Annotated in this window: 16 protein-coding genes; 6 read left to right on the plus strand and 10 right to left on the minus strand. The window is 73.7% G+C overall.

Annotated features, from left to right (window positions below):
• Positions 1-303: 303 nt before the first annotated feature.
• The 4 genes from WMF26_RS37795 to WMF26_RS37810 all read left to right on the plus strand — a co-directional run bounded on the left by WMF26_RS37795 (position 304) and on the right by WMF26_RS37810 (position 8,044).
• A complete protein-coding gene (locus WMF26_RS37795; RefSeq protein WP_437996678.1) occupies positions 304-3,450 on the plus strand; it encodes an eCIS core domain-containing protein in 3,147 nt (1,048 codons plus the stop codon).
• The gene (locus WMF26_RS37800; protein WP_437996679.1) at positions 3,437-3,886 is read left to right on the plus strand and encodes a hypothetical protein; all 450 of its coding nucleotides are present in this window, start codon (positions 3,437-3,439) and stop codon (positions 3,884-3,886) included. The genes WMF26_RS37795 and WMF26_RS37800 overlap by 14 nt, the downstream gene beginning before the upstream one ends.
• Positions 3,887-4,697: 811 nt before the next feature.
• Complete coding sequence (locus WMF26_RS37805; RefSeq protein ID WP_437996680.1) at positions 4,698-6,956, plus strand: CapA family protein; 2,259 nt, start codon at positions 4,698-4,700, stop codon at positions 6,954-6,956.
• 167 nt (positions 6,957-7,123) lie between these two features.
• The gene (locus WMF26_RS37810; protein ID WP_437996681.1) at positions 7,124-8,044 is read left to right on the plus strand and encodes a M23 family metallopeptidase; all 921 of its coding nucleotides are present in this window, start codon (positions 7,124-7,126) and stop codon (positions 8,042-8,044) included.
• An 18-nt stretch (positions 8,045-8,062) separates the two neighbouring features.
• Here the strand turns inward: WMF26_RS37810 and WMF26_RS37815 are convergent, their stop codons facing one another.
• The 4 genes from WMF26_RS37815 to WMF26_RS37830 all read right to left on the minus strand — a co-directional run bounded on the left by WMF26_RS37815 (position 8,063) and on the right by WMF26_RS37830 (position 13,766).
• Positions 8,063-9,007 carry an RluA family pseudouridine synthase gene (locus WMF26_RS37815; RefSeq protein WP_437996682.1) on the minus strand — a complete coding sequence of 315 codons (945 nt, stop codon included), beginning with the start codon at positions 9,005-9,007 and terminating at the stop codon, positions 8,063-8,065.
• A 5-nt stretch (positions 9,008-9,012) separates the two neighbouring features.
• Positions 9,013-10,554 (minus strand): hypothetical protein, encoded by a 1,542-nt coding sequence (locus WMF26_RS37820; RefSeq protein ID WP_437996683.1) that lies wholly within the window; start codon positions 10,552-10,554, stop codon positions 9,013-9,015.
• A 61-nt stretch (positions 10,555-10,615) separates the two neighbouring features.
• Complete coding sequence (locus WMF26_RS37825; RefSeq protein ID WP_437333056.1) at positions 10,616-12,190, minus strand: hypothetical protein; 1,575 nt, start codon at positions 12,188-12,190, stop codon at positions 10,616-10,618.
• Between the two features lie 238 nt (positions 12,191-12,428).
• On the minus strand, positions 12,429-13,766 hold the full coding sequence (locus WMF26_RS37830; protein ID WP_061621302.1) for a Stp1/IreP family PP2C-type Ser/Thr phosphatase: 1,338 nt from the start codon (positions 13,764-13,766) through the stop codon (positions 12,429-12,431).
• A 233-nt stretch (positions 13,767-13,999) separates the two neighbouring features.
• On the opposite strand from WMF26_RS37830, the gene WMF26_RS37835 reads away from it, so the two are divergent.
• Together WMF26_RS37835 and WMF26_RS37840 are read left to right on the plus strand one after the other, a co-directional pair.
• Positions 14,000-14,752, plus strand: a complete 753-nt coding sequence (locus WMF26_RS37835; RefSeq protein ID WP_437996684.1) for a hypothetical protein — start codon at positions 14,000-14,002, stop codon at positions 14,750-14,752.
• A 97-nt stretch (positions 14,753-14,849) separates the two neighbouring features.
• Positions 14,850-16,040, plus strand: a complete 1,191-nt coding sequence (locus WMF26_RS37840) for a tetratricopeptide repeat protein (protein ID WP_437996685.1) — start codon at positions 14,850-14,852, stop codon at positions 16,038-16,040.
• 69 nt (positions 16,041-16,109) lie between these two features.
• Here WMF26_RS37840 and WMF26_RS37845 read toward each other — a convergent pair whose 3' ends face one another.
• From WMF26_RS37845 to WMF26_RS37870, 6 genes are all read right to left on the minus strand, one after another.
• Positions 16,110-16,613 (minus strand): hypothetical protein, encoded by a 504-nt coding sequence (locus tag WMF26_RS37845; protein WP_437996686.1) that lies wholly within the window; start codon positions 16,611-16,613, stop codon positions 16,110-16,112.
• A gap of 79 nt (positions 16,614-16,692) precedes the next feature.
• The gene (locus WMF26_RS37850; protein ID WP_437996687.1) at positions 16,693-17,835 is read right to left on the minus strand and encodes a hypothetical protein; all 1,143 of its coding nucleotides are present in this window, start codon (positions 17,833-17,835) and stop codon (positions 16,693-16,695) included.
• Positions 17,836-19,137, minus strand: a complete 1,302-nt coding sequence (locus WMF26_RS37855; RefSeq protein WP_437996688.1) for a tetratricopeptide repeat protein — start codon at positions 19,135-19,137, stop codon at positions 17,836-17,838.
• Positions 19,134-19,739 (minus strand): RNA polymerase sigma factor, encoded by a 606-nt coding sequence (locus WMF26_RS37860; protein WP_437950971.1) that lies wholly within the window; start codon positions 19,737-19,739, stop codon positions 19,134-19,136. The genes WMF26_RS37855 and WMF26_RS37860 overlap by 4 nt, the downstream gene beginning before the upstream one ends.
• A 124-nt stretch (positions 19,740-19,863) precedes the next feature.
• The gene (locus tag WMF26_RS37865; protein WP_437996689.1) at positions 19,864-20,802 is read right to left on the minus strand and encodes a JAB domain-containing protein; all 939 of its coding nucleotides are present in this window, start codon (positions 20,800-20,802) and stop codon (positions 19,864-19,866) included.
• Between the two features lie 138 nt (positions 20,803-20,940).
• Positions 20,941-22,119, minus strand: a complete 1,179-nt coding sequence (locus WMF26_RS37870) for a hypothetical protein (RefSeq protein ID WP_437950973.1) — start codon at positions 22,117-22,119, stop codon at positions 20,941-20,943.
• Positions 22,120-22,147 lie beyond the last annotated feature (28 nt).

Raw genomic sequence — 22,147 nt, forward strand, 5'->3', positions numbered from 1 at the left:
CGACACCTCGCGATCCGCCGCAGCGCCCTGCCCCCTTCCGCGCCCATTCCTGTCGCTCTCACCATCGTCGAAGAGTCGACCCCTGCTCGACGCATGCTCATCGCCGTGGCGCCCTTCGTCGCGCGTGCCGCCTTGACGCACGGCCGTCCTCCTGATAGGCGCAAATGCGGGGGTGGCCACGGACATAGCGAGCGCGGCGACTAGGCCGCGGGCTCGTTCACCACGAGCTCACGTACGCTGTCCGAGCTTTCCTGTGCACCCAGAGCGGCGGGCTCGGGTCCTAGCATCCCGGAGAGCCTATCCATGGTCATGTTCAGCCGGAAACCGCGCGCGCCTGCCGAGCATTCTCCTGCAGCGCAGCCTGCGTCATCGGTCCTGGCGAAGTCATTGCCAGCAGGCCCATGGTTCAGCAACCCCCGGCCGCGCACCGGGCTCGCTGCCTCGCAGGAGCACCTCCACGAGGAATCGTATCCGCACGCCGCGCCGTGCGCCTCTTTCGATTTCAGCCGCATCTCCATCACGCCGCCTCAACCTCACGGCAGCACGGCGCGCGAGGCCGGGACGATGCAGCGGCGGTCGCTTCCGTCCCTACCCTCGCTTGCGCTCTCGCCTGGCGTCGGGCCCGATTTCCTCGCGCGGGGTGGCGCGGGCGTGACGGCGCCCCCTCGCAGCGTGGGCGCTGGCGGTGGAGCCGCTCGACCCGAGCCGGTGCCCTCCCCGGTCTCCGCGGTGCTGCAGTCCCCAGGCGAGCCGCTGGACCCTCGCACCCGGTTCGAGATGGAGCGGCGGCTCGGCCAAGACCTCGGGGCCGTCCGCATCCATACCGACGCCCGCGCCGCGGAGTCCGCGAGATCGGTGGACGCGCTGGCCTACACGGTCGGATCGCACATCGTGTTCGGGGCGGGGCTCCACGCCCCGGAGACCCTCGCGGGCACCCGGCTCCTTGGGCACGAGCTGGCGCACGTCCTCCAGCAGCGCGAGGGTCTCTCGCGCTCGACGGCGGCCCCATCCCAGATGCGCATAGGGCAGCCCGGGGATTCGAGCGAGCGCGAGGCGGACCGCATCTCGGCCTTCGTCGAGCGCTCCGGCCCTGCCCGGCCCGCGAGCCCCCAGGCGGCGCCGCCCCGCTTGCCCGGCCATCTGCCCGTGCCGGACGCTGCTCCGGCCCAGGCCCCCTGGCTCCACGCGGGGAGCGCCCCCGTGCTGAGCCGGCAGCGCGCGCCTCGTGCCGCCGCAGCCGTCACGGTGCGGCGCATCGAGCTCTACCTCGCGGAGAGCCGGCTGGTCGTCGTGGTGGAGGATGGCTCGCCGCTGGTCTTCAACGTCATCTCGCCGCCGACGGTCCCGCCGGGCACGGAGTACCGGTGGGGGCTGCGGGACGGAGTGCACCGGCTTTCCGTCGGCACCCAGTCCGACGTGCTGGTGAGGTTCCAGGGCGCGCAGCGCGATTTGGCGGCCTTCCAGCAGGCCCTGCGCGGTGGCGCCGAAGTGCCAGTCCATGTGTACGCGGCGGCCGGAGCGCCGATCGCGGGGCGCGCCCCCGCGGCTGCGGGGGGCTCCGCGACAGGGACCCCCGCCGCGCCCTTGGAGGGTGATGAGGGAGCGCTCGCCGGCAACCCCGCGCTCGCCGGGCTCTACCTGGATTTCCTCCGCCGCTACGCGGGCGTGCAAGGGCGCCCGGACCTGACGCGGGGGCTGAGCGCCGAGCAGGTACGCGCGCTGGTGGAGGGCAACCCGCGCGCTGGCACCATGACGCGGTACTTCACCCAGGGCTTTCGCGAGTTCGAGGCCACCGGGAGCTCGAGCCTCAGCGACTTCTCCGTGCTGGAGGAGGCGCTCCTCGACCAGTGGTCCCGCGGCAACTACAACGTCCTCCACAACCGGCTGCAGATCTCCGCGGACGAGTCCGGACTCGGCCTCTTCTTCCGGGGCACGCCGATCAAGTGTTATGACGCGGCGGGCCTGCCCATCCCAGGCGCGGGCGGCGGCTACCGGGACCCCGCCTACCGAGCCGTGGCGCCGCCGTCCTTCGCCATCCGCGTCCAGGTGCCGGACGGCCTGCGGCAGGTCCTCGAAGCCGTCCGGCAGACCGTGGGAGACCAGACCGTCGAGGTCTATCTCGCGGCGCGCGGCTACGTGGATAACGGGGACCTGCTGTGGCCCGCGGTGCGCGCTGGCTGGGACGGCTGGAGGGACATCGAGGCCGAGCTCCAGCGGCAGATGCCCATCCTGGTGGGCTTCCTCGGCGGCCACCTGGTGGCGCTCGTCATGCAGCGCTCCGGCAATCCCACGGCCACGGCCATCGGCACGCTCATCTCCGGGCTCCTACACGCGGCCGGCCGCGTATTCCAGATCGCCTTCGCCGGCACGCTGCTCGTCCTGGCTTACCGGTGCGGCCGCGAGCTCAGCCTCATCCGCCGTCAGCCGGGCGAGCCGCTGGACTCGCTCTCTCAGCGGCACCTGGCGCAGGCCGCCGTCGCCATGCGCGAGCTCCTGACCGCCATGCTCGCCGCCGGGCTCACCGCCGCCATGCTGGCGACCGCACGCGCCTCGGCCATCACCCTCTCGGACAGCCTGCCGCCCCCGGGAGGCACGGGACCCCGCCCCGTGCCCGCTGGCGTGGGGGCCGCACGACCGGGCGCGGCGGCGGCCGCAGGGCCTCCCGGAGAGCTCCCGCTGCCGCTCGCGCCGGCTCCTGTCCTCATGTCCGGCGGCGAAGAGCGGGGCGGGCGCGGAGGCCAGCCCGGCGGACGGGGCCGCGCTCCCACGCCGGAGCGGACGACGGAGCGAGCTACGCCCCGCTCGCCGCCGCCCGCCGAGCGCAATGCAGCGTCTCTCCGGCAGACCTACGCCGAGGACATGTCGCCCTCGACAGCGGTCCCGGCCGAAGGCGAGGCGCAGCGGCTCACGGATCTCCGCGCCCGCGCGCAGCAGGCCCTGCAGGGGCTGGAAGCGGCCGAGGCAGAGCTGGCCCAGCTTCGGCAGCGGGCCATGCGGGACCCCGACGCCGCCTTCGAGGCAGCGAGCGCCGAGGGACGCTACAACGAGCGCTACCAGGCCGCAGAGGACCGGCTGCTCGAGCTCCGGGGCGAGCGGAGCTTCCTGCAGCGCTTCACCACGGTGTACGAGCGTGCGCTATACCGCGGGCGGACCGAGGCGGAGATCGCCGAGATGCAGCGATTGATGCGGGGCTGGAACCCAGGAGCCAACTACACATCCGTCGAGCATAGTGTCTACCGGCACGCCGAACGACATGGCTTCTCGGCAGAGGAGCGAGGCCCGACCCGCTACCTCGACTACCTGCGCGAGGCAGCCCGCTTCGACCGCGCCCAGGCACGACGGGAGCCGATCTCCAGCGAGGGGGGCGTGGGTACGACGCGCTACAGCCTCGGCAATGAATTACTCATTACAGACAGCTATGGAAAAATCGTCCTCTATGAATCCAGGTGACGAGAAGGCGCCCGGCGAGGCGCTGGATTTCGATCGTGCGCGGCTCACCTCGCTGCTGCGGCGGATGGACGCGCTCTGGCCTCTCATGAAGGCCGAGCTCGCGAACAGCCCGGCTGCAGCGCTTCTCAAGGAAGCGGATCTCTACCTACAGCTCTCGTTGTGGATCGGCACCGCCGACGGCATCGGCTCCCAGCTCGCGGACTCCGCCCGCATCATCGGCGTGCCAGGAGATGTCCTCTCCAGGCTGCGCGGGGGTGCGCCGCGCCGGTGCCCGGCCATCGTGACCTGCTATGCCCTCGCCGCCGAGCACCTCCCGGCGACGCGCGAGCTCATCGACACGATCGATCTAATCCGCCTCGTGCTCATCGAGGTCCTCACGCAGCACCCGGAGTGCTGCGTACCGGCTCCCGACCCCTCCCCTGCGGAGGGCGGCTGAGCGGATGCCCTCGAGGGCGCGGGGCGCCAGAGACGAGCGCTGTCTATCACGTCACCCCAACGCAAGCCGCGCCCCCGCGCCGGTCGGCCTGGGATGTTTCCGGGGCGAGCGAGAGCTCCCCGACATTGCACGCGGCCTGCTCCGACCGATCTAGCCGCCAGAGGAGACCACGCCGAGAGAGGCGTGTGGGAGGTCGTGGAACAGGCAGGAGAGGCGAGAAACACCCTTTGGCGAACGCTCGCGACTCGCTCGACTTCCGCGCTCGCGGCCAGCGCTACCGTCGCCTCCACGCCAGCGCAGGGCCGTGCGTTCATGTGCGACGAGGTCACGCACCACCACAGCACGCCGCGCTCCCACGCGCCTGCACACCCGCTTGTTCACACCCGACGATGGGCGCTGATGCGAACATGCTCGCGACGCCCAACACCACACCCCGCCGCCGGTCACACAAAAAAAGCAGGCAACCTCGATCGAGCGTATAGCGGAGCGAACCATGACCATGATACCCTCTCATTGATCGTCCTTATCGGGCGTGCCAGCACTGAAACGGTTCAAATCGTGCATGGGTCGGCGCGCTCGCCGCCTCTGCGCGAGCGCTGAGCGGCAGGCGACGCGCGCGGCCTCTCTCGGCCGGCGGGCAGCTCCGGAGTGCGCCTGAATGGAAATTTTACGCGCCGCTCGCCGGTCGCGGGAGAGCTCTGCCCTGGCCTCAGCCCATCTCCGGATGTCAGCCGTCCTCGGACAGGCCACCAACAACTCGGGAGCGTTCATGGCAAGAAGACCGGTCCTCCTTGGTTCCTCGTCTGCATCGTTGTCCGCGTGCGCTGCGGCGTTCGTTTGCCTCGCCTCGGCCGACGCGGCGGCGGCGTACCGCTTCGACGCGACCGAGGCGGCGTTCGACGCGGTCTACGCGGCGGCGCCCATCGACGTCACCGGCGTCGTCGTCGACGAGGCGGGGTCGCCGATCGCGGGGGCCGAGGTGACGGCCATCGGCTGGGGGAGCGGCGCGGTCAACGACGGCGAGCTCGCCTTCACCGACGCGGCGGGCGCGTTCACGCTGGCGGCGCTCGCGCGGCGCTCGGTGCTGCTGCGCATCGAGGTGGACGGGTACACCACCGAGATCGTCCCCGCCGACCTGCACCGGCCGCTCGCCGCGACCTCCGCCGGGGTCGGCCGCGTCGTGCTGACCGAGCAGCGCGCCGGCCGGGCGCGGATCCTCGTGGGAGGCGACACGATGTTCGGGCGGCGCTTCATCGACAGCGACGCGAACGGGGTCGAGGGGGAGGCCGGCGACCTGATCCGCCCGGACACCCGGGAGGCGGACGCGCTCGCCGTCCTCTCCTTCCTGCGCGACGTCCTCTCGTCGGCCGACTACACGCAGGTGAACCTGGAGTCCCCCGTCACGGCCAACCCGGCGACGCCCCACCCGTACAAGTCGTTCACGTTCTTCTCCTACCCCGAGACGGCCCGGGCGCTCGCGCTCTCCGGCGTCGACGCCGTGAGCCTCGGCAACAACCACATGTTCGATTACATGGCGGGGGGCGTCGCCGACACGCTCGTCCACGTGCCGAACGCCGGCCTCGACTGGTTCGGCGCCGGACCGGACAAGACGACGGCGAAGGGCACCGTGCTCTACCGGACCATCCGCGGCGTCGACGTGGCCTTCCAGGGGTTCAACCAGCTCGTCAACGACGGGTCGACGGACGCGGCGTACACGCTCACCGCCTCCGACGGGCCCCCGCCCAAGGCCGGCGCCCTCGAGCTCAGCCTCGCGGAGATCAGCGACTTCATGGAGGAGGACGCGGTCGGGCGCTTCGGCATCCCGGTGCTGCACGGGGGCATCGAGTACAGCGATTACCCGTCGTCCGGCATGCGGCGGCGGTTCGTCCAGCTCGTCCAGAAGGGCGCCGGCATGGTCGTGGCGCACCACCCGCACACGATCCACGGCGTCGGGCTGTACGACGCCGGCGCCGGGCCCCGCTTCGTCTTCATGTCGCTCGGCAACATGGTCTTCGATCAGGACGTCTTCGAGACGTACCAGTCGTACCTCGCCGCGATCGACATCGACGAGGACTCGAGCGGCAACCGCGCGGTGCACCGCGTCCAGCTCATCCCGTTCCAGAACGAGGACTATGTCCCGAAGCTCGTGGGCGGCGCGTGGCTCGGCCGGGCGATCCGCCACATCGGCCACCTCTCCACGACGCTGCCGGCGGCGCCGTCGTCCGGCGAGGCGGCGGACGGCCTGACCGGCGCGGTCGTGTTCGCGAGCGGCCCGCGGGCCGCCGCGGTGAGCGATCCGTCGCAGTACACGACGAGCGAGCGCGCCGAGACGCGGAGCGTGCCGCTCAAGAGCCGCGCCACGGGGCCCATCGAGCACCTGCGGTCGAACGAAGCGGAGTCGCTCGCCGGCCTCCGGACGACCGCCGCCGCGAGCTGCGATTACGGCCGGGAGATCATGCTCTACGGCGACTTCGAGGACGGCGACGTCGACGACACCTCCCACGAAGGGTCGATGTGGTCGATGAGCGAATTCCGCTACATCCAGAACAGCGTCGTCCACGGCGGGACCGGCGCGATGGTGTTCCTGCGCAAGTCGAGCAGCACCACCGAGGTCTCGACGTACATGAACAACCGCGTCAAGTTCGACCCCGGCCGCAAGCTGACCTTGACCGGGTTCCTGAAAGGCGACAACGCGGGGCAGATGCGCGTTCAGGTCTACTGGTACACGAGCGGCGGGGCGAGCGTGTCGAACAGCGTCGTGCTCACGCGCGCGGCCGGCACCTACGACTGGCAGCGGTTCACGGTCGATCTCACCCCGCCGTCGAACGCGGGCTCCGTGCGGTTCTATTTCCGGGCGGGGGCGCCGGCGAGCGGCGAGGCCACGGCGTTCCTCGACGACGTGTCGCTCATCGAGTGGGAGGGCACGGTCGCCGACGCGTCGCTCGGGTTCGCGCTCCCCACGCCGAACAACTGGGGCTTCGCGCGCTGCACCGCCGTGGATCCGGCGCTCACGAGCCTCGGCGTGACGATGACGCACCGGTCGTACGCGCTGGCCCCGGCGGCGCCCTGAGGCCGCCGCCGCGGCGCGGCCGCGCCGGAGCTCGGGACGGCGCTCGGCCCAGGCAGGCGCGCGGGGGTCACCTCGACTTCCGTGCTCTGCTTGGATAGCATGAGCGCGCGGCGCTGCGCCGTGGACTCGACACCTGCCCTGCGCTCGCGCGCCACGGACTCGCCCTCATGAAGCCATCGCGGAAATCATCGGTGCTCGCGCCTGTGCTGGCCCTCGCCGCGGCGCTGTCCGGCTGCGGCTCGGACCCGGAGGGCCCAGAGCTCGTGTGGCCGATCGGGGGGACGGACGAGCTCCAGCCGATGTCGTCGAGCTTCGGGCCCCGCCTCCAGACCTCGCGCGACGGCGTCTACGACTTTCACCGAGGCATCGATATCCCCACCCCCATGGGCACCCCGGTCTACGCGGTCGCCGACGGAAAGGTGACGCGCGCGGGCCGCTACGACGATTTCGAGGACGTCGTCGTCCAGATCGAGCACTGCGACGCGCCGGGCGCGTGCTTCTACAGCACCTACATCCACCTGACCATGCCGCTCATCGAGGTCGGCGATCAGGTCGGGCGCGGAGAGCACATCGGCTACACCGGACTCGCCGCCAGCAGCCTGTTCCCCCACCTGCACTTCGAGATCCGCGACGGAGGGACCGAGAAGGTGTACTGCGTGCACCCGCTCCGCTTCCTCCCGACGCCGGCCGGCCTGCCGCCGGCGCTCGCCGTGCGCCGCACCGACGAGGACTCCACCGAGAGCGTCACGGCCGAGGTCGAGGTCACCCTGCCCGGCATCGCGCCAGGCCTCATCGAGGTCGCCGCCGCGACGGAGCGCCGCTCGACCGGAGAGGTCATCGAGGAGCGGGTGTTCAACTACGACGAGTGGAACCGCCAGTACACGGCGGAGGGAGACGCCGCGGTCATCGACGAGCAGAGCCTCGGGGGCATCCGGATCGAGCCGGCGAAATACAACGCGCAGTCCTCGGCGTACGTCATCGCGTTCCGCTTCAGCAACCTCGACGGGACGGTGTCGGCGGACGATCTCCGGATCACGGCGCGGGCGCGCGACGTGAACGGCCACGTCGTCGAGGCGAGCGCGCCCTGAGCCGGCGCGGCGGCCGGGTCAGCCCTCGCCGACCAGCGCCGCCATGTCCGCGGGCAGCGGCGACGTCACCACGAACGCGGGCACCGCGTCGCTGCCGCCCCACCCGATGTAGTGCGCGTGCAACGCGTGGCGGCTCAGCCCCTCCACCGCGGGCCCGCCGTAGAGCGCGTCGCCGGCCAGGGGGTGCCCCACCGACGCGAAGTGCGCCCGGATCTGGTGCCGCAGCGCCCGCGGGGCGCGCGCCTCGACGAGCTCCCAGAGCCCCACCTGCCGCACGCGCTTGTACATCGTCGCCGCCGGCCGCGGCGCGTAGCGCGCCACGTCGCGCGGGTGGATGCACGGGTAGACCCGCTTCTTGTCCTTCGGGTGCGGCGCGAGCGGCACCTCGATCGAGCCCATCTCCGGGAGATCGCCGATCTGGCAGATCAGCAGGTAGCGCTTGTCGAGCCGCCCCTCCTTCAGCCCGGCGACGAGCGCCGAGAACGCCGCGGGCGTGCGCGCCGCGAGCACGAGGCCGCTCGTGTCCGTGTCCAGCCGGTGGCACAGCCCAGGCTCCCGCGGGGAGAAGCCGATCGCCGCCATCTCCGGGTACCGCGCCACGAGGGCGTTGGCGAGCGTCCCGCGCTCGCCGGGATCGAGCGGCGCCGTCGGCACCCCGGCGGGCTTGTTCACCACCACGACGTCGTCGCGCTCGAGCACCACGTCGAGCGGCGCGCCAGGATCCGGCGTCGCCGCCCCGGAGGCCTCGGTCGGCTCGACGTCGACCTCCAGCACCTCGCCCGCCGCCGCCACGTCGCCCTTCGACGCGCGCCGGCCGGCGCCGCTCTTCCCCACGCCGAGCACGCGCACGCGCCCCTCGGAGAACAACCGCTTCGCGCCCGCCCGTCCCAGCCCGGGCAACAGCTGCACGAGCAGCTTGTCGAGGCGCGTCCCTGCATCCAGCTCGGTGATCGTGATCTTCATAGCTCCTACGGAATCGCCCCCTGCCACCCGAGGCCGAGCGCGGGCGCTCGCCGGCTCCCGACCACGCTCTCTCCTATCACTCCCAGCATGGGCAGGCCGAACCGGTTCCACGAGGGGCCCGCGCTGCGGGCGCCCGCCGCGGCCGGGCGCGTCACGCACCACGCGACGCCCGCCCCCAGCAGGAACCCGCCGGCGGTGGCGCCGACCCACGCCCGCTGCTGCGCCTCGGTCGGGGCCTCGAAGACGAGCGGGCTGGCGAGCGCGGCGGCGCCCAGGCCGCCGAGGAGCGCGCCCACGTCGACCGTCAGGACCTCCGACGCCGTGATGTCGAGCTGCGTCGCCGCCGCGGCCGCCGCGAGCCAGCCGAGCGCCGCGCCGTAGCCCATCCCCGCGATCGGCGTGCGCTGGACGTCGCCCCGCGCCGCCCACTCGACGAGCCCGCCCAGCATGAGCCCGAGCCCGCCGCCCGACTGCGCGAGCAGCGCGCCGCCGTCGGACATGCGGCCCAGCGAGAGCCCCATCGCGGCGAGCGTGATCCCGGCGGTCCCCCCGATGAGCCCGGCGGCCCAGCGCTCCTCGCTCGGATCCTCGGCGTGCTCGGCGAAGCGGCCCTGGTAGATGAGGTGGCCCGCGATCGTCGGCCACCAGGTGCCGGAGCCGAGGTACCACGCGTCGGCCACGCCGACGTCCCACTCCTCGGCGATGATGATCGCCCCGCCGAGGCCGATGCCGGCCCCGACCGCGAGCAGCGGGTAGAGCAGGCGCGGGTCGTCCGAGCCGCTCGATCGCTGGATCGAGAAGCCGACGAGGCCTCCGTAGAGGGTCGCGTTGGCCGCGAGCGTCGCCTTCCCCAGGCTGCGCGCCGGCGTGGCGAGGCGCCCGCGGCACGGCTCGGCGCACGGCGCGTCCTCTCCCGGCGGGGGCGACGCCGCGGCGGCGGCGCCGTCGAGCTCGGCCACGAGATCGCGGAGCATCACCGCGGCGCGCACCGCGACGTCGTCGCGCGCGACGCGCTCCACGCGCACCCGCAGCGATCGCGCGCCGCCGGACGCGAGCGCCAGCCGGAGCTCCACCTCGTCGCCGCGCAGGTCGAGGCTCGGCGCGATGAAGAGCCGGTCGCTCGAGCGCGCGCGCTCCAGGAGCTCGGCCTCGTCGAGCGGCGATCGCGAGGCGGCGCGGCCCTCGAGATCGACCGACAGGCCGAGGTCCTGCGCCGTGTCCGAGAGGAGCCCGTCGAGCGCGCCGGCGAGCGGCGCGGCGCGCTCGACGGCGTCGGGCGCGAGCGCCGTCGGGAGCACCACGGCGGCCCGCGCGGGCCGCGCAGGCGGCCCGGACCCCGCGCGCTGCGCGGACGGCGCGGACGGCGCGGACCCCGCGCGCTGCGCGGAGGGCGCGGACCCCGCGCGCTGCGCGGCCGGCGCGACGGGCCCTGCGCGCGAGGGCGGCGCCGCGCGCGCAGGCTCGGCAGACGCCGGCAGCGCCGCGGTGAACGCCGCCGCGAGCGCCAGCGCGCTCGCCAGGCCGCGGAGGTGCCGGGGGTCGATCATGGCGTCGATGCTTCGGCCCCGGCGGCGCGCGCCGCGGTGCCACCGCCGCTCGGGGCGTCGATCAGAACATGAACGTGCCGCTCGCGAAGAGGTCGAACGTGTTGCTGTCGTTGACGTAGAAGCGGCGGCCGACCGCGTTGATGGTCGGGCGGTAGTTGGGGTTCGGGCTGCCCGTGACGGTGAAGGTCCCGTCGTTGTTCTGGCGGCGGCAGGGCCCGGCCGCGCCGATGCTGTCCTTGTACTGCGAGTTGCACGGCTGGTCGCCGCCGATGCCGTGCCCCTGATCGTGGCGGAAGCCCGCGCCGAGCTGGAACTTCACGAGCTCGGCCGCCCTCCACGTCACGCTCGCCGAGGCGCGGTACGAGCCGTACGGCTGGACGTCGCTGAGCCCCGTGAAGTACGTCCGCTGCGAGCCCTGATCGATGACCGACGGCGCGCAGGCGCGCGGGTCGCCGCCCCGGCAGGCGGCCACGCTGTACGCGTCGTTCTCGCGGAACGCCGCCCACTGCGGCTGCCGCAGCGTGGGCGCGTCGCTCGAGCCGAGCGCGTCGAACAGCTCCGAGTAGTCGCGCCCCTCGGAGTGGTACTCGCCCGTGAAGCGCAGGTCGAACGTGAGCCCGGTGAACTTCTCGCGGTTCTCCCAGGGGATGATCATCACGCCGAGCATCACGTTGCCGACGAGCGGCGGGTGGTTCACGAGCGACGTCTGCAGGTCGGTGAGGCCGTAGTCGCTCGACTCCTGCTGGAACTCGAACAGCGCCTTGAACCCGCCGTACGGCTCGACGTACTTGATCCGCTTCGACAGGTACGTGTGCACCTCGAGGCCGATCGTGCCGCGCGAGATGCCGGGCTCGCGCTGGGCGGTCCGACTCCCCTCGAAGCCGCCGTCGGCGTTGCCGTTCCGGTTGATGTCCGTCGGATCGGCGCACTTGACCTGGCCGCCCTTCGGCGACTCGGTGCAGGCGTGCATCGCCTCGCTCACCGGGAAGCGGCCCTCGACGCCGAACAGCCAGGTCGGCTTCGTCCGATCGCGCGCCTGGTTCATGATGTTCACGTCGAGGCCGACGGCGAGGTACTCGATGCCGCTCCGGTTCGGCGACCTGAAGGGCAGCGAGAACAGCTGCTCGCCGGGAGCCCCCGCGAGCACGACGCTCTGGTGGCCTTCGCTGCCCTCGAGCCCCGTGAGCTCGCGCGAGTGGTTCAGGATGAGCGGCATCCGGACGTAGAGCGCCAGGTCGCGGTAGAGGCCGACGTCGAGGCGCATGTTGAACTTCGAGGTCGCCTCGCTGTAGCTCGCGACGTTGAGCAGGTTCGACGTGTAGCCGCCCGTCGACAGGCCCGGCGCGGCGATGTACGTCTCGCGGCGGATCTTCGCGCTCTTCGACGCGTGCTCGAAGCCGAAGCTGAAGTTCAGATCGAAGGTGTCGCCCTCGTCGAACGCGTCGACGACGCTCGTGAGCTCGCCGGTCTCCATCATGAGCCGCGGCTCGGTGGCGCTCCGCGGCTCGTCCGCGGCCGCGGGGGACGCCGCGAGGACCGCCGCAGCAGCGACGGCGAGCGACGCGAACGCCGAGCCCCCAGCCATGCCGATGGCGACGCGAGCGAGATGGCCTTCGCAGTACCTTCTGCCGTGCATGCTCATGGTTATCCGTCGGACGGACGCTACCGGCCGGGGTAGGAGGGTGTCAATCTGCGAATCGCTCGCCCGGCATGCACAGCGCCGCCGCGCCCCGCCGGTCGCAACGATCGGCGCCGCCGCGGGCCGATCACCGGCGGCCGCGGGCCGCTCGCCGGCGGCGCGGGCCGCTCGCCGAGAGCCGCGGCGAGCGCGCTCCGTCCGGCGTGTCGGGCCGCGGCCGGCCGCGGGGCGCGGATCAGCGGGCGGGCGAGCGTTCCTCGGCGGCGAACGGGCTCTTGCCCTCCTCGCTGTCGGGGAAGATCTCGCTCGTGATGTCCTCCGCGGCGAGCTCCTCGCGGGCGGTGGTCAGGTCGCGCGACGTCTGGTCGAGCCGGTCGGCGAGCACGCCGAGGAACTGCCAGAGCAGCTTGACCGCGAGCTCGTGCTCCTTGCGGAGGATCTCGAAGAAGTCGGCGCGCCGGACGGCGATGAGCTCGCTCTGCTCGACGGCCGAGACGGTGGCCGAGCGCGGCGCGCTGCGGATGAGCGCCATCTCGCCGAAGTGCTCGCCCGGGCCGACCTCGCTCAGCACGGCGTCGCCGCGGACGATCCGGACGAGGCCCGAGAGCACGATGAACAGCTCGTCGCCGCGATCGCCCTCGCGGACCACGACCTGGCCGGGCTCGAACGAGAGCACCTCGGCGACCTGCATGACCCGGAGCATCTCGCGCTCGTGGAGGCGCGCGAAGAGGGGCATCTTCGCGAGCACGTCGCGCTTCAGCGCGAGCAGCCGCGCGCGGACGCTGTCGCGGTGATCGCCCGCGCCGAGCCGCACGAGGACGGCGGTGATGTTGTCCTTGCCGCCCTTCCTGTTCGCGAGATCGATGAGGCCGTTCGCGGCGACCTCGCCGTTCTCCTCCTCGAAGAACGGCTCGAGCTCGGCGGTGTGCGCGATGTACCCGTGGAGCCCGTCGGACGCGAGGAGGAACTGATCGCCCGGGAGCACCTCGATCGTGAGCGTGTCGACCTCGACGCGCTCGTACACGCCGACGGCGCGCGTGATCGCGTTCTTCTGCGCGACCTTCTCGATCTGATCGCGCGTGAGCTTCCCGCGCTTGATGAGCTCGTTGTAGACGGTGTGGTCCTCCGTGACCTGCTGGATGCGGCCCTCGCGGAGGAGGTAGATGCGGCTGTCGCCGACGTGGGCGATGTAGCCGTGCGAGCCGGCGATGAGGAGCGCGGAGAGCGTGGTGCCCATGCCGCGCTTCGTCGCGTCGGCCTTCGCCTCCTCGTGGATCCGCGCGCACGCGCGCTGGACGGCGTGCTCGAGAAGGCTGAGGACCTCCTTCATCGCGGCGCGCCGCACGTTGCTGCGCGCCTGGTTCTCGATGAGGTCCCGCTCCTTCTTGAGCTCCTCGTGGATGATGCGGACGGCGAGCGCGCTCGCGACCTCGCCCGCGGCGTGTCCGCCCATTCCGTCGGCAACCACAAAGAGCGCGAGCTTCTTGTCGACGAGGTAGTTGTCCTCGTTGTGGTCCCGCATGCGGCCGACGTCGGTGGCCGCATAAAACCTGATGTTTTCGGACAGGCCCATCGGTTCGGGCAGGCTACCCGAGGCCGCGGGAGGAAATCACTAGCGATTGCGCCCGCCGCGAACGGGACGACCGCCTCCCGTAGATCTCGCGCTCGCCGCGCCGGGCCTCGCGCTCGCCGCGCCCGGGGCGTGCGTGCGCCGTCGGGAGGCGCTCGGGGGGCGGGTGGGGAATCGACCGCGTGGCCGCGGCTGCGAGCGGCGGTACATTCGGAACGCGTAGAATGGGAGGCTCGATGCGGCTCGTCCTCTTCGATAACACGGACGTCGGGTGGGGCCGCGCGCGGCGGGCGAGCGGCGCGCCCCGCCGGCGCGACGGCGCGGAGCACGCGGGCGGCGCCGTCGCCGAGGCCACGGAGCACGCGCGCGGCGCCGTCGCCGAGCCCGCGGACCTCGCGGTCCTGGGCGAGGCGGTGGGCGCGACGATCGGGCTCTCGCCGATCTGGCGCGCCGGGGCGCTCCTCCACCGCATGCGGGGCGCGGCCGACGCGTGGCTCGCCGCGTCGAGCTGGGCCGAGGCGCTCGGGTGGGCGGCGCGGACGGCGCGCGAGCGCGGCCGGAAGATCGCGTCGCTGCAGGCCTGGGGCCACGGCGGCTGGGGGTACATGCGCCTCGGGGCGAGCCGGCTCGACGAGGCCGCGCTCCGGCCGGGCTCGCCGCTCGACGCGGCGCTCGACGCCCTGCGGGCCGAGCTCGCGGGGCCCGACGCCGTCGTGTGGCTCCGCTGCTGCAGCGCGTTCGGCCACACCGGCCAGGCGTTCGCGCGGGCGCTCGCGGACCGGCTCGGCTGCCGGGTCGCGGGGCACACGTACATCATCGCGTTCTATCAGAGCGGGACGCACTCCCTGCGCCCGGGCGAGGCGCCGTCGTGGGATCCGCGCGAGGGCGTGCGCTTCTCCGGCGGGGAGCCGGCGGGCGCCCTGTGGTCGTCGCGCGCGGCCCCGAACACCGTCTCGTGCCTGACGGCCGATCTCCCGCCGGGGTATTGACGTCCGCGCGCCCGCCGTGCGGGCTAAGCCGCTCCCGCGGCGCCGCGCGCCCCGGCGGCGCTCGACCCGCTTCGTCGCGCCGGCGTACGCTGCCGCCATGACGCCGCCCGACGCGCAGCGCGCCCGCGCGCTCGATCTGCTGAGCCGAGGAGACATGGCCGGCGGCATCGCCGGGCTCGAGGGGTACCTCGCGGGCGCGCCGGACGACGCGGGGGCGTGGCTCGCGCTCGGGGCGGCGTACTCGGCGGAGGGCCGCTGGTCGGACGCGGCGCCGGCGCTCGCGGCGGCGGTGGAGCGCGGCGGCGGCGACGCCGAGGCGCGCCTCGCCTACGCCCGCGCGCTGGTCCGCCTCGGCCGGCTCGACGACGCGGCCGCCGAGCTCCGGCGGGGCGCCGCGCTCGAGCCGCCCGACCCGCGGGTGCTGCGCGAGCTCGGGATCGTGCTCTACGACGAGCGCCTCTACGACGAGGCGGCGCGCTGGCTCGCGCGGGCGTGCGAGGCGGCGCCGGACGACGGGCGGGCGGCCTTCGCGCTCGGGCTCGCGCACGAGGCGCGGCGGGACATCGCGCCGGCGATCGCGGCGTACCGAGAGGCGGTGCGGCGCGCGCCCGCGTTCGCCGACGCGCGGCTCACGCTCGCCGACGCGCTCGCGTCGATCGGCGAGCACGAGCAGGCGCTCGGCGAGCTCGAGGCGCTGCTCGCGCGCGAGCCGGGCCACGCGCGGGCGGCGAGCAACCGCGAGGTGCTGAGGCGCGCGCTCGCCGAGATGCGCGCGCGCCGGCTGCTCGGCAAGACGGAGCGGGAGCTCGCGCGGTCGGCGCTCGTCGTCGAGGCGCAGCTCAGGCGCCGCGAGACGCTGGCGCCGCCCGTCCCGGTGGAGGGCGGCGGGGCGCGGCGGATCGTCCGTTACACGGCGCCGCTCCTCGAGCTCCACGTGACGCTCGACGCGGGCGGGGGCCCGGGCGGCGGCGCGATCGAGGCGCTGCACCTCGCGCTGACCGATCCGGATCGCGCCGCGCGCGCCGAGGACGACGTCTTCGAGGTCACCGTGATCGGCGAGGACGGCCGGCAGGCGCCCGTGAGCTACGCGACGGGCGCGTCGCTGACGTTCTTGCGCGAGGCGCTCGGCTGCCCCATGACGCAGGCGAGCGCGCTCTATGCGTCGCTGCTCAAGGGGAGCCCGTCGATCGACTGGGGCGGCGCGACGTTGCGGTTCGCGAGCGTCCCGGGCACCGCGGGGAGGCCCGGCGGGGAGCGGCACGGCATCCTCGTCAGCCGGCGCGGCTAGCGGCGCAGGCCGGCGAGCCGCCAGCGAGGATGTCGGGCGACGCGGCGCCCGGCTCGCCGATCTCGGCCTTCAGTCACATTCGTACTTCCACATGCAGAAGCCCTGTTCGTCCACGAGGCCGGGCCCGTGGGGCAGGTGCCAGCACTCCATACCGTTCGGGCACGTGGTGTTCTCGTCGCAGGGCAACGAGCAGTACGAGTTGCACACGGGCGTGGCGGTCCCGCTCTGCGGCTGCGGGCAGTCCGCCGCCGTCACGCACTCGTAGAGGCAGACCGCCGCCACCTCGCACCACATCGATCCATCGTCTTGTCTGTCGGCTACGTACGCCACCGAGCATCTGCGCTCTTCGCCGTCCGGGCCGGGATCCGGACATACATGGGGGAGGACGAGGGAGCTCTCGTCCTCGGGGGAAACGACGCAGGCAGCCCACGGCCCCTCGGTAGCCCCCACGACGGAGGTCGCCAGGTGAACTTCCACGATCGGATCGACGTGGCTGTCGAAGCACGCCGCCGGCGCGCACGCGAAGGCCATCGACAGGCCAACAGCCCAGAGCTTCGTCACCGTGATCTTCATGCAGCCCTCCACGCCAGGCGCCCGAGCGCCCGGCGTCAAGATGGTCTGCCTTGAGGTCACGACAGCCGCCCTTTTCGGCTCACGGCAGCGCGAGCTCCACCCCGAGAGCTGCGCCGAGGAACGGGCGACCCCACGTGTCGGCCGCGCGACCTGCGGCGTCGATCGCGATGCGCGGCGCCGCGATCCCGGCGAGGAAGTGCTCGCTGATGCGCAGGTACGGAAACGGCGCGAACGAGAGCCCCGCGCGCAGGTACGGCGCGAGCGAGAACGCGTCCTCCGCCACGCCGACGTACTCGGGCGAGCGGCCGTCGCCCTCGACGTGCAGCCAGGCGGCGGCGAGCCCGGCGCCGATCGAGGGCAGCCACTCGGCGTCGGCGGGGCCGAGCGGGACGCGCACCCCCAGGGCGGCGAGCGCCACCCGCACGTGCCGCGTGCCCTCTTTGCCCTCTCGGCTCACGCTGCCGAGCGGGATCTGGGCGAAGGTGGAGAGCCCCAGCCGAGACCCGATCATCGCGTACCCCGACACGTCCAGCATCGGGGAGGCGGGCACGCCGCCTGCGCTCCACAGCAGCGCGGGCGCCGCCCCGACGCCGAACATCGCCGGCGCGCTCCGGGTCGCGCCTGGCCTGGACGGCGGAGCAGACGGCGCGCGGGAGGCGCCGTCCTCGCGCGGGCGCGCGGCGGCGACGGGCGCCGGCTTGGCCGGCGGCGGTCGCCGCGCGTCGACGACGGTCCTGGCCTTCGGCTCGGCGTCGATCTCGCCCCGCGACGGCCGGGGGGAGCGCACCTCCAGGAGGCTCGCGCGCAGGAGCTCCACCGCGCGGATCGCGACCGTGGGGGGATCGTCGTCCATCACGGTGCGCTGGACCGACTCGCCCGTCGCACCATCGTCGATCGAGACATCGACGCCGCCCGGCACCTCCCTCACCCGGATCACCGCCGCCGCGCCGTCCTCCCGCGCGCTCGCCTCCACGGACCCGCGCGAGGGCGGATCGTCGTCCCCCCGCACGACCACGACCGTAAACCCGAGCGTGGCGAGCTCGGCATAGACGCGGGCCATGATGGCGTCCGTCCGGCGATCGGCGATCAGGACGACCTTCGGGCGTGGAGCCTCCGGCGGCGGCTCCGGCGGCGCCGCGCCCGCGTCGGATGCGGCGAGGAGGCAGAGCCCGATCGCCCAGGCTCCGCCGCGCGCCGCGCGCGCCGTCCTTCGCGATCGCACTCACTCCTCCTCGAGGAGGCTCTTCGCGTGAGCTGCGTGGGGCCCCGCCGGATAGCGCTCCAGGTAGCGGCGCGCGGCCTCCCGGGCCCCGCTCGTCGATCCCATGCGCGCACGGCATTCGATGATCCTCCCGAGCGCTTCCTGCGCGAAGGATCCGCCCGGCTGCTCTCCGAGGTACACGTCGAACCAGCGCTCGGCCTCGGCGTAGGCGCGCCGCTGGTCGAACGCCATCCGGCCGAGGTGGAAGGCGGCCTTCGCCGCCTCGCCCGAGCCCGCGAACCGGCTCCGCGCCGCGGTGAGCGCCGCCGCCGCGCGCTCCGGCTTCCCCGAGAAGCGCGCGGCGTCGGCGAGCATCAGCAGATCCGCCGCGCTCGCGCGGGCGACGAGCCGGTCGAAGCCCTCGGCCTCGGCCGCCGTCATGGCCTCGTCGTACTCGTTGGCGTCGACGAGGTCGCGCCAGCTCGGCCGGCGCGTGGGCGCGTCCGCGGCCTTCGCGACCGCCGCCCTGTCGCCGGTCGCCGCCGGGGCCGGCCCGGAGGCCGCCGGAGCGATGGGCGCGGCCGGAGCGATGGGCGCGGACGACGGCGGAGGCGGGCCCTCGGCGCGCGGTTCCCCGCGCGTGAGCTCGAAGCGCTGCTCCTTGCAGAAGACCTCGAGCGTCTCTCCCGCAGCGACGGCGCGCCGCCCCCCCACGAGCGGCCCCGACACGGCGACCGATCCTTCCCGCAGCACCAGCTTGAGCTCCTCGTCCACCGGGGACCAGCTCAGCTCGAAGCGCGTGCCGGTCACCAGCACGTCGAACGGGCCGACGTTGAAATTCCACGTGCTCGTCGCGGTGTGGGTCACCGTCGCCGTGAGCCGGCCGGCTTCCAGCAGCACCCGCGCCCCGCGGGCGTCGGCGGCCACCACGCGCGCCCGCGCGTCCGCGTCCAGCGCGAGCGACGTGCCGTCCGAGAAGCGGATCGGCAGCGGAGCGTCCGCCGCGGCGGCGATCCACGTCCCGACCTGCCCTTCTGCCGACCCGACCGCGAACGAGAGCGACCTCGACGAGGGGAGCAGGACGAGGAGCAGGACCGCACAAGCGCCTGCCAGCGCGACGAACGCCGCGGGCGCGATCCACCGAGGGCGCGACGGTCCGAGGCGGGCAGCCCCGGGCTGGGCGGCTCCGCCGGCCGCGCTCTCCAGGAATCGCTCGCGCGCGCGCTCGAGATCGAGATCCTGCGCCGCGAGCTCCGCATCCTGGGCGCGGCCGAGCTCGCGCAGACGATCGAGCGAGGGGCGATCGCCCTTGACGAGCCTCATTTCAGCCACTCCTCGAGCGCGGGTTGATCCCGCGCCGCCTCGAGGAAGTTGGCCTCCGCGCGGGCCAGCCTCCGCTTGATGGTCGCGAGCGAGACGCCGCACGCGTCGGCGACCTCCTGGAGATCCATGCCGTCGATGCGCCGCAACGCGAACGCGATGCGCTCGTCGGCCGGGAGCCGGTCCAGCGCTCGATAGGTCGCGCGCAGCGCCTCGTGCGCCTCGCCTTCGTGCGGGCGCGCGACGAGGGGTGGGAGCTCGTCGGGGGCGAAGAAGAGGAGCCATTTCCGGCGCGCGCGCCGCTGGATGCAGGTCCGCGCCGTGAACACCGCGACCGACGTCATCCACGCCTTCAGCGCGGCCGGATCGCGCAGTGTATCGAGGGAGGACAGCGCGCGGACGAAGGCGTCGTGGTGAGCGTCGGACAGGTCGTGGCCGCTGCCGAGGAGCCGGCCGAGGACGCGGAGCACGTGCCCGGAGAAGCGCTCGTGAAAGGCGGAGAGGGCGGCGGGATGCCTCGCGCGGAGCCCCTCCACGAGCGCCTCGTCGCTCGCATAGGCGACCACGCCGAGCCGTCGAGGGGGGGCGAGAGCTCGGGCGCGCATCACCATGATCGTAGGGCTCCGCTGGACATGACCGAACGCCGAGCGCCGCCTCGTGAGCCGACCGGCCGGCCCCCTGGAGTCACGGCAGGGTCGCGAAACGGCTCACCGCCGTCGGCGCGCGGAGCTAGCGCTGGCCGTGGCCCGCGCGGCGGGGACCAGCGCCGGCCGCCCCTGCCTGCGCGGGGCGCGCGCCGGCTCCGCCCTCCGCCGGCGCGGGGCGTGCGCCGGCTCCGCCCTCCGCCGGCGCGGGGCGCGCGCCGGCTCCGCCCTCCGCCGGCGCGGGGCGCGCGCCGGCTCCGCCCTCCGCCGGCGCGTCGCCGGGCTTGATCATCCCGAGATCGTGCAGCGACGAGTAGTGGCCGTCCGGCGCGAGGATGACGTGGTCGACGAGCGGCACCCCGATCACCTCGCCGGCCGCGGCGACCGCGTCGGTCATGGCCACGTCTTCGGGGGACGGCGCGGAGTCGCCGCTCGGGTGGTTGTGCACGAGCACGAGCGCCGAGGCCGCGTCCGAGAGCGCGGCGCGCAGGATGTCCTTCGCCGTGACCGAGCACCCGTGGAGCCCGCCCTGCGCGACCCGGCGCGCTCCCCGCATCCCGTTGCGGCCGTCGAGCGAGATCACCCACATCTGCTCGTGATCGAGCGGGCCGAGCTGCGCCGCGCACCACGCCGCGATCGAGGCCGACGTGCGCACCGGCGGCCGCGGGCGCACCGCGCGCTCGAACGCGCGCCGCCCGAGCTCGAGCGACGCGGCGATGCGGAGCGCCTTCGCGAGGCCGAGGCCTGGGTGCTCGGCGAGCGCGTGCGGGCCGAGCCGCGAGAGCCCCTCCAGCCCGGAGAAGCGCGAGAGGAGCGCGGCGGAGACGATCGTGACGGGCGTGCCGACCAGCCCGGTGCCGAGCACGATCGCGAGCAGGTCGGCGTCGCCGAGCGACCAGATCCCCTCCTCGAGCGCGCGCTCGCGCGGGCCGATGAAGGCGGCGAGCGCCGCGGGATCGTCGGTGTACGAATCGTGGACGGGCAGGTGATGGGGCAGCAGCGCGGCGCGCTTCCAGGAGCTCATGCGCCGGCCACAAGCACGCGGCGGGCCCGGCGGCCGGCGCGCGGCGCCGCGGCGATCGGCGCGCCTCCGGGGCGGCGGAGCGGCGGCGGAGGGTGGCGGCCGCCAGGCAGTTGCGCGTCTGGCCAGTCCCGATGCGCGTCAGGACATCAGGCCGAGCGCGAAGAGAGCGTCGGACCAGAGGGGCCAGAGCGTGCGGAAGGGGTGGGTGGCCAGCAGCAGGCCGCCGTTCGGAAGGCGCCGTACGTAGTAGGGCGAGTGGCGCTCGATGAACCGGACGTGTCTCCCCGTGGCGACGTTCACCTCGTAGGAGGGCTCGCCCTCCCTGGGCTCCTCGATGATCTCCTGGGCGAGCTCGCGCGCGCGAGGCTCGACGGAGCGCCACGCTTCGTCCGGCACCGCCGAGGCTTCCAGCGCCCCAATCAGCGTGGCCGGCGGCATGGAGAGCGCCGCGAGCACCTGTTCGCGCGTGAGATCCTCGTCGCCGACGATGCGGGCACGTGGGACGCGCCGGATGGCGTCCGGGCGGGTCGGACGCTCGGCCCGCGATCGGGACGCATCACGGTCGAGGCCCCAGTGCTCGTCGACGCGCTCGACGGTGCTGGCGACCCCGACACGCGCCCCTCTGGGAGCGGCTTCGACGCGCGCACGCAGCGCGTCCATGGACAAGCCCGCGGCGCGCTCCACGAGGTCGCCGTCGTGGATGTGCAACCACGACAGGGCGAGATCACGCGCGACGCTCGCGGCGTCGGCGTGGTAGGTCGCACACGCCTCGACGGACGCGGACCAGCTGGAGGCGGCCGAGCACGCGCCGGTCGTCACGCGGCGACGCGCGTCCGGCGCGCACAGGCCCAGCAGGATTTCCTCCATGTCCTGCTCGAACTGCATCGAGATCATCGCCGCCTCGGCCTCCACGGACCGCACACCGCTGCAGATGGCGATCTCGAGGCGATACGGGTAGAGCCCCTTCCACTCGTACGTGCTCACGCGCAGAGGGCCGCTGGCCCACCGGCGTTCGTGTTCTTCACCATAGCAGTCCAGGCTCAGGCCAAACCTGGCCAGCCACCTCCACTTCGTCCCGAAATTCACATGCATTTCCGAGCCTGCCTTGAAGGCGGAACGTGTCATCGAGATGAGCTCGTCGAGGGAGGCCTCGCTGCGCCACAGGTGTTCGGAGGATCCGGGCGTGGAGAGGCTGACATCGCAAAGTCCCCCCGGGTAGACGAGCGCGGAGAGGGCCGCCGCGAAGGCGTCGAACCGGTCGGCCTCGTCACACCACGCGTAGAAATCGGGTCCGCGTTCACTCCGCGCTTGATTCATGGGTCAACGACCTCAAGGACGCCTGGCT

The sequence above is a fragment of the Sorangium sp. So ce185 genome, assembly GCF_051526825.1.
Taxonomy (GTDB): Bacteria; Myxococcota_A; Polyangia; order Polyangiales; family Polyangiaceae; genus Sorangium; species Sorangium cellulosum_D.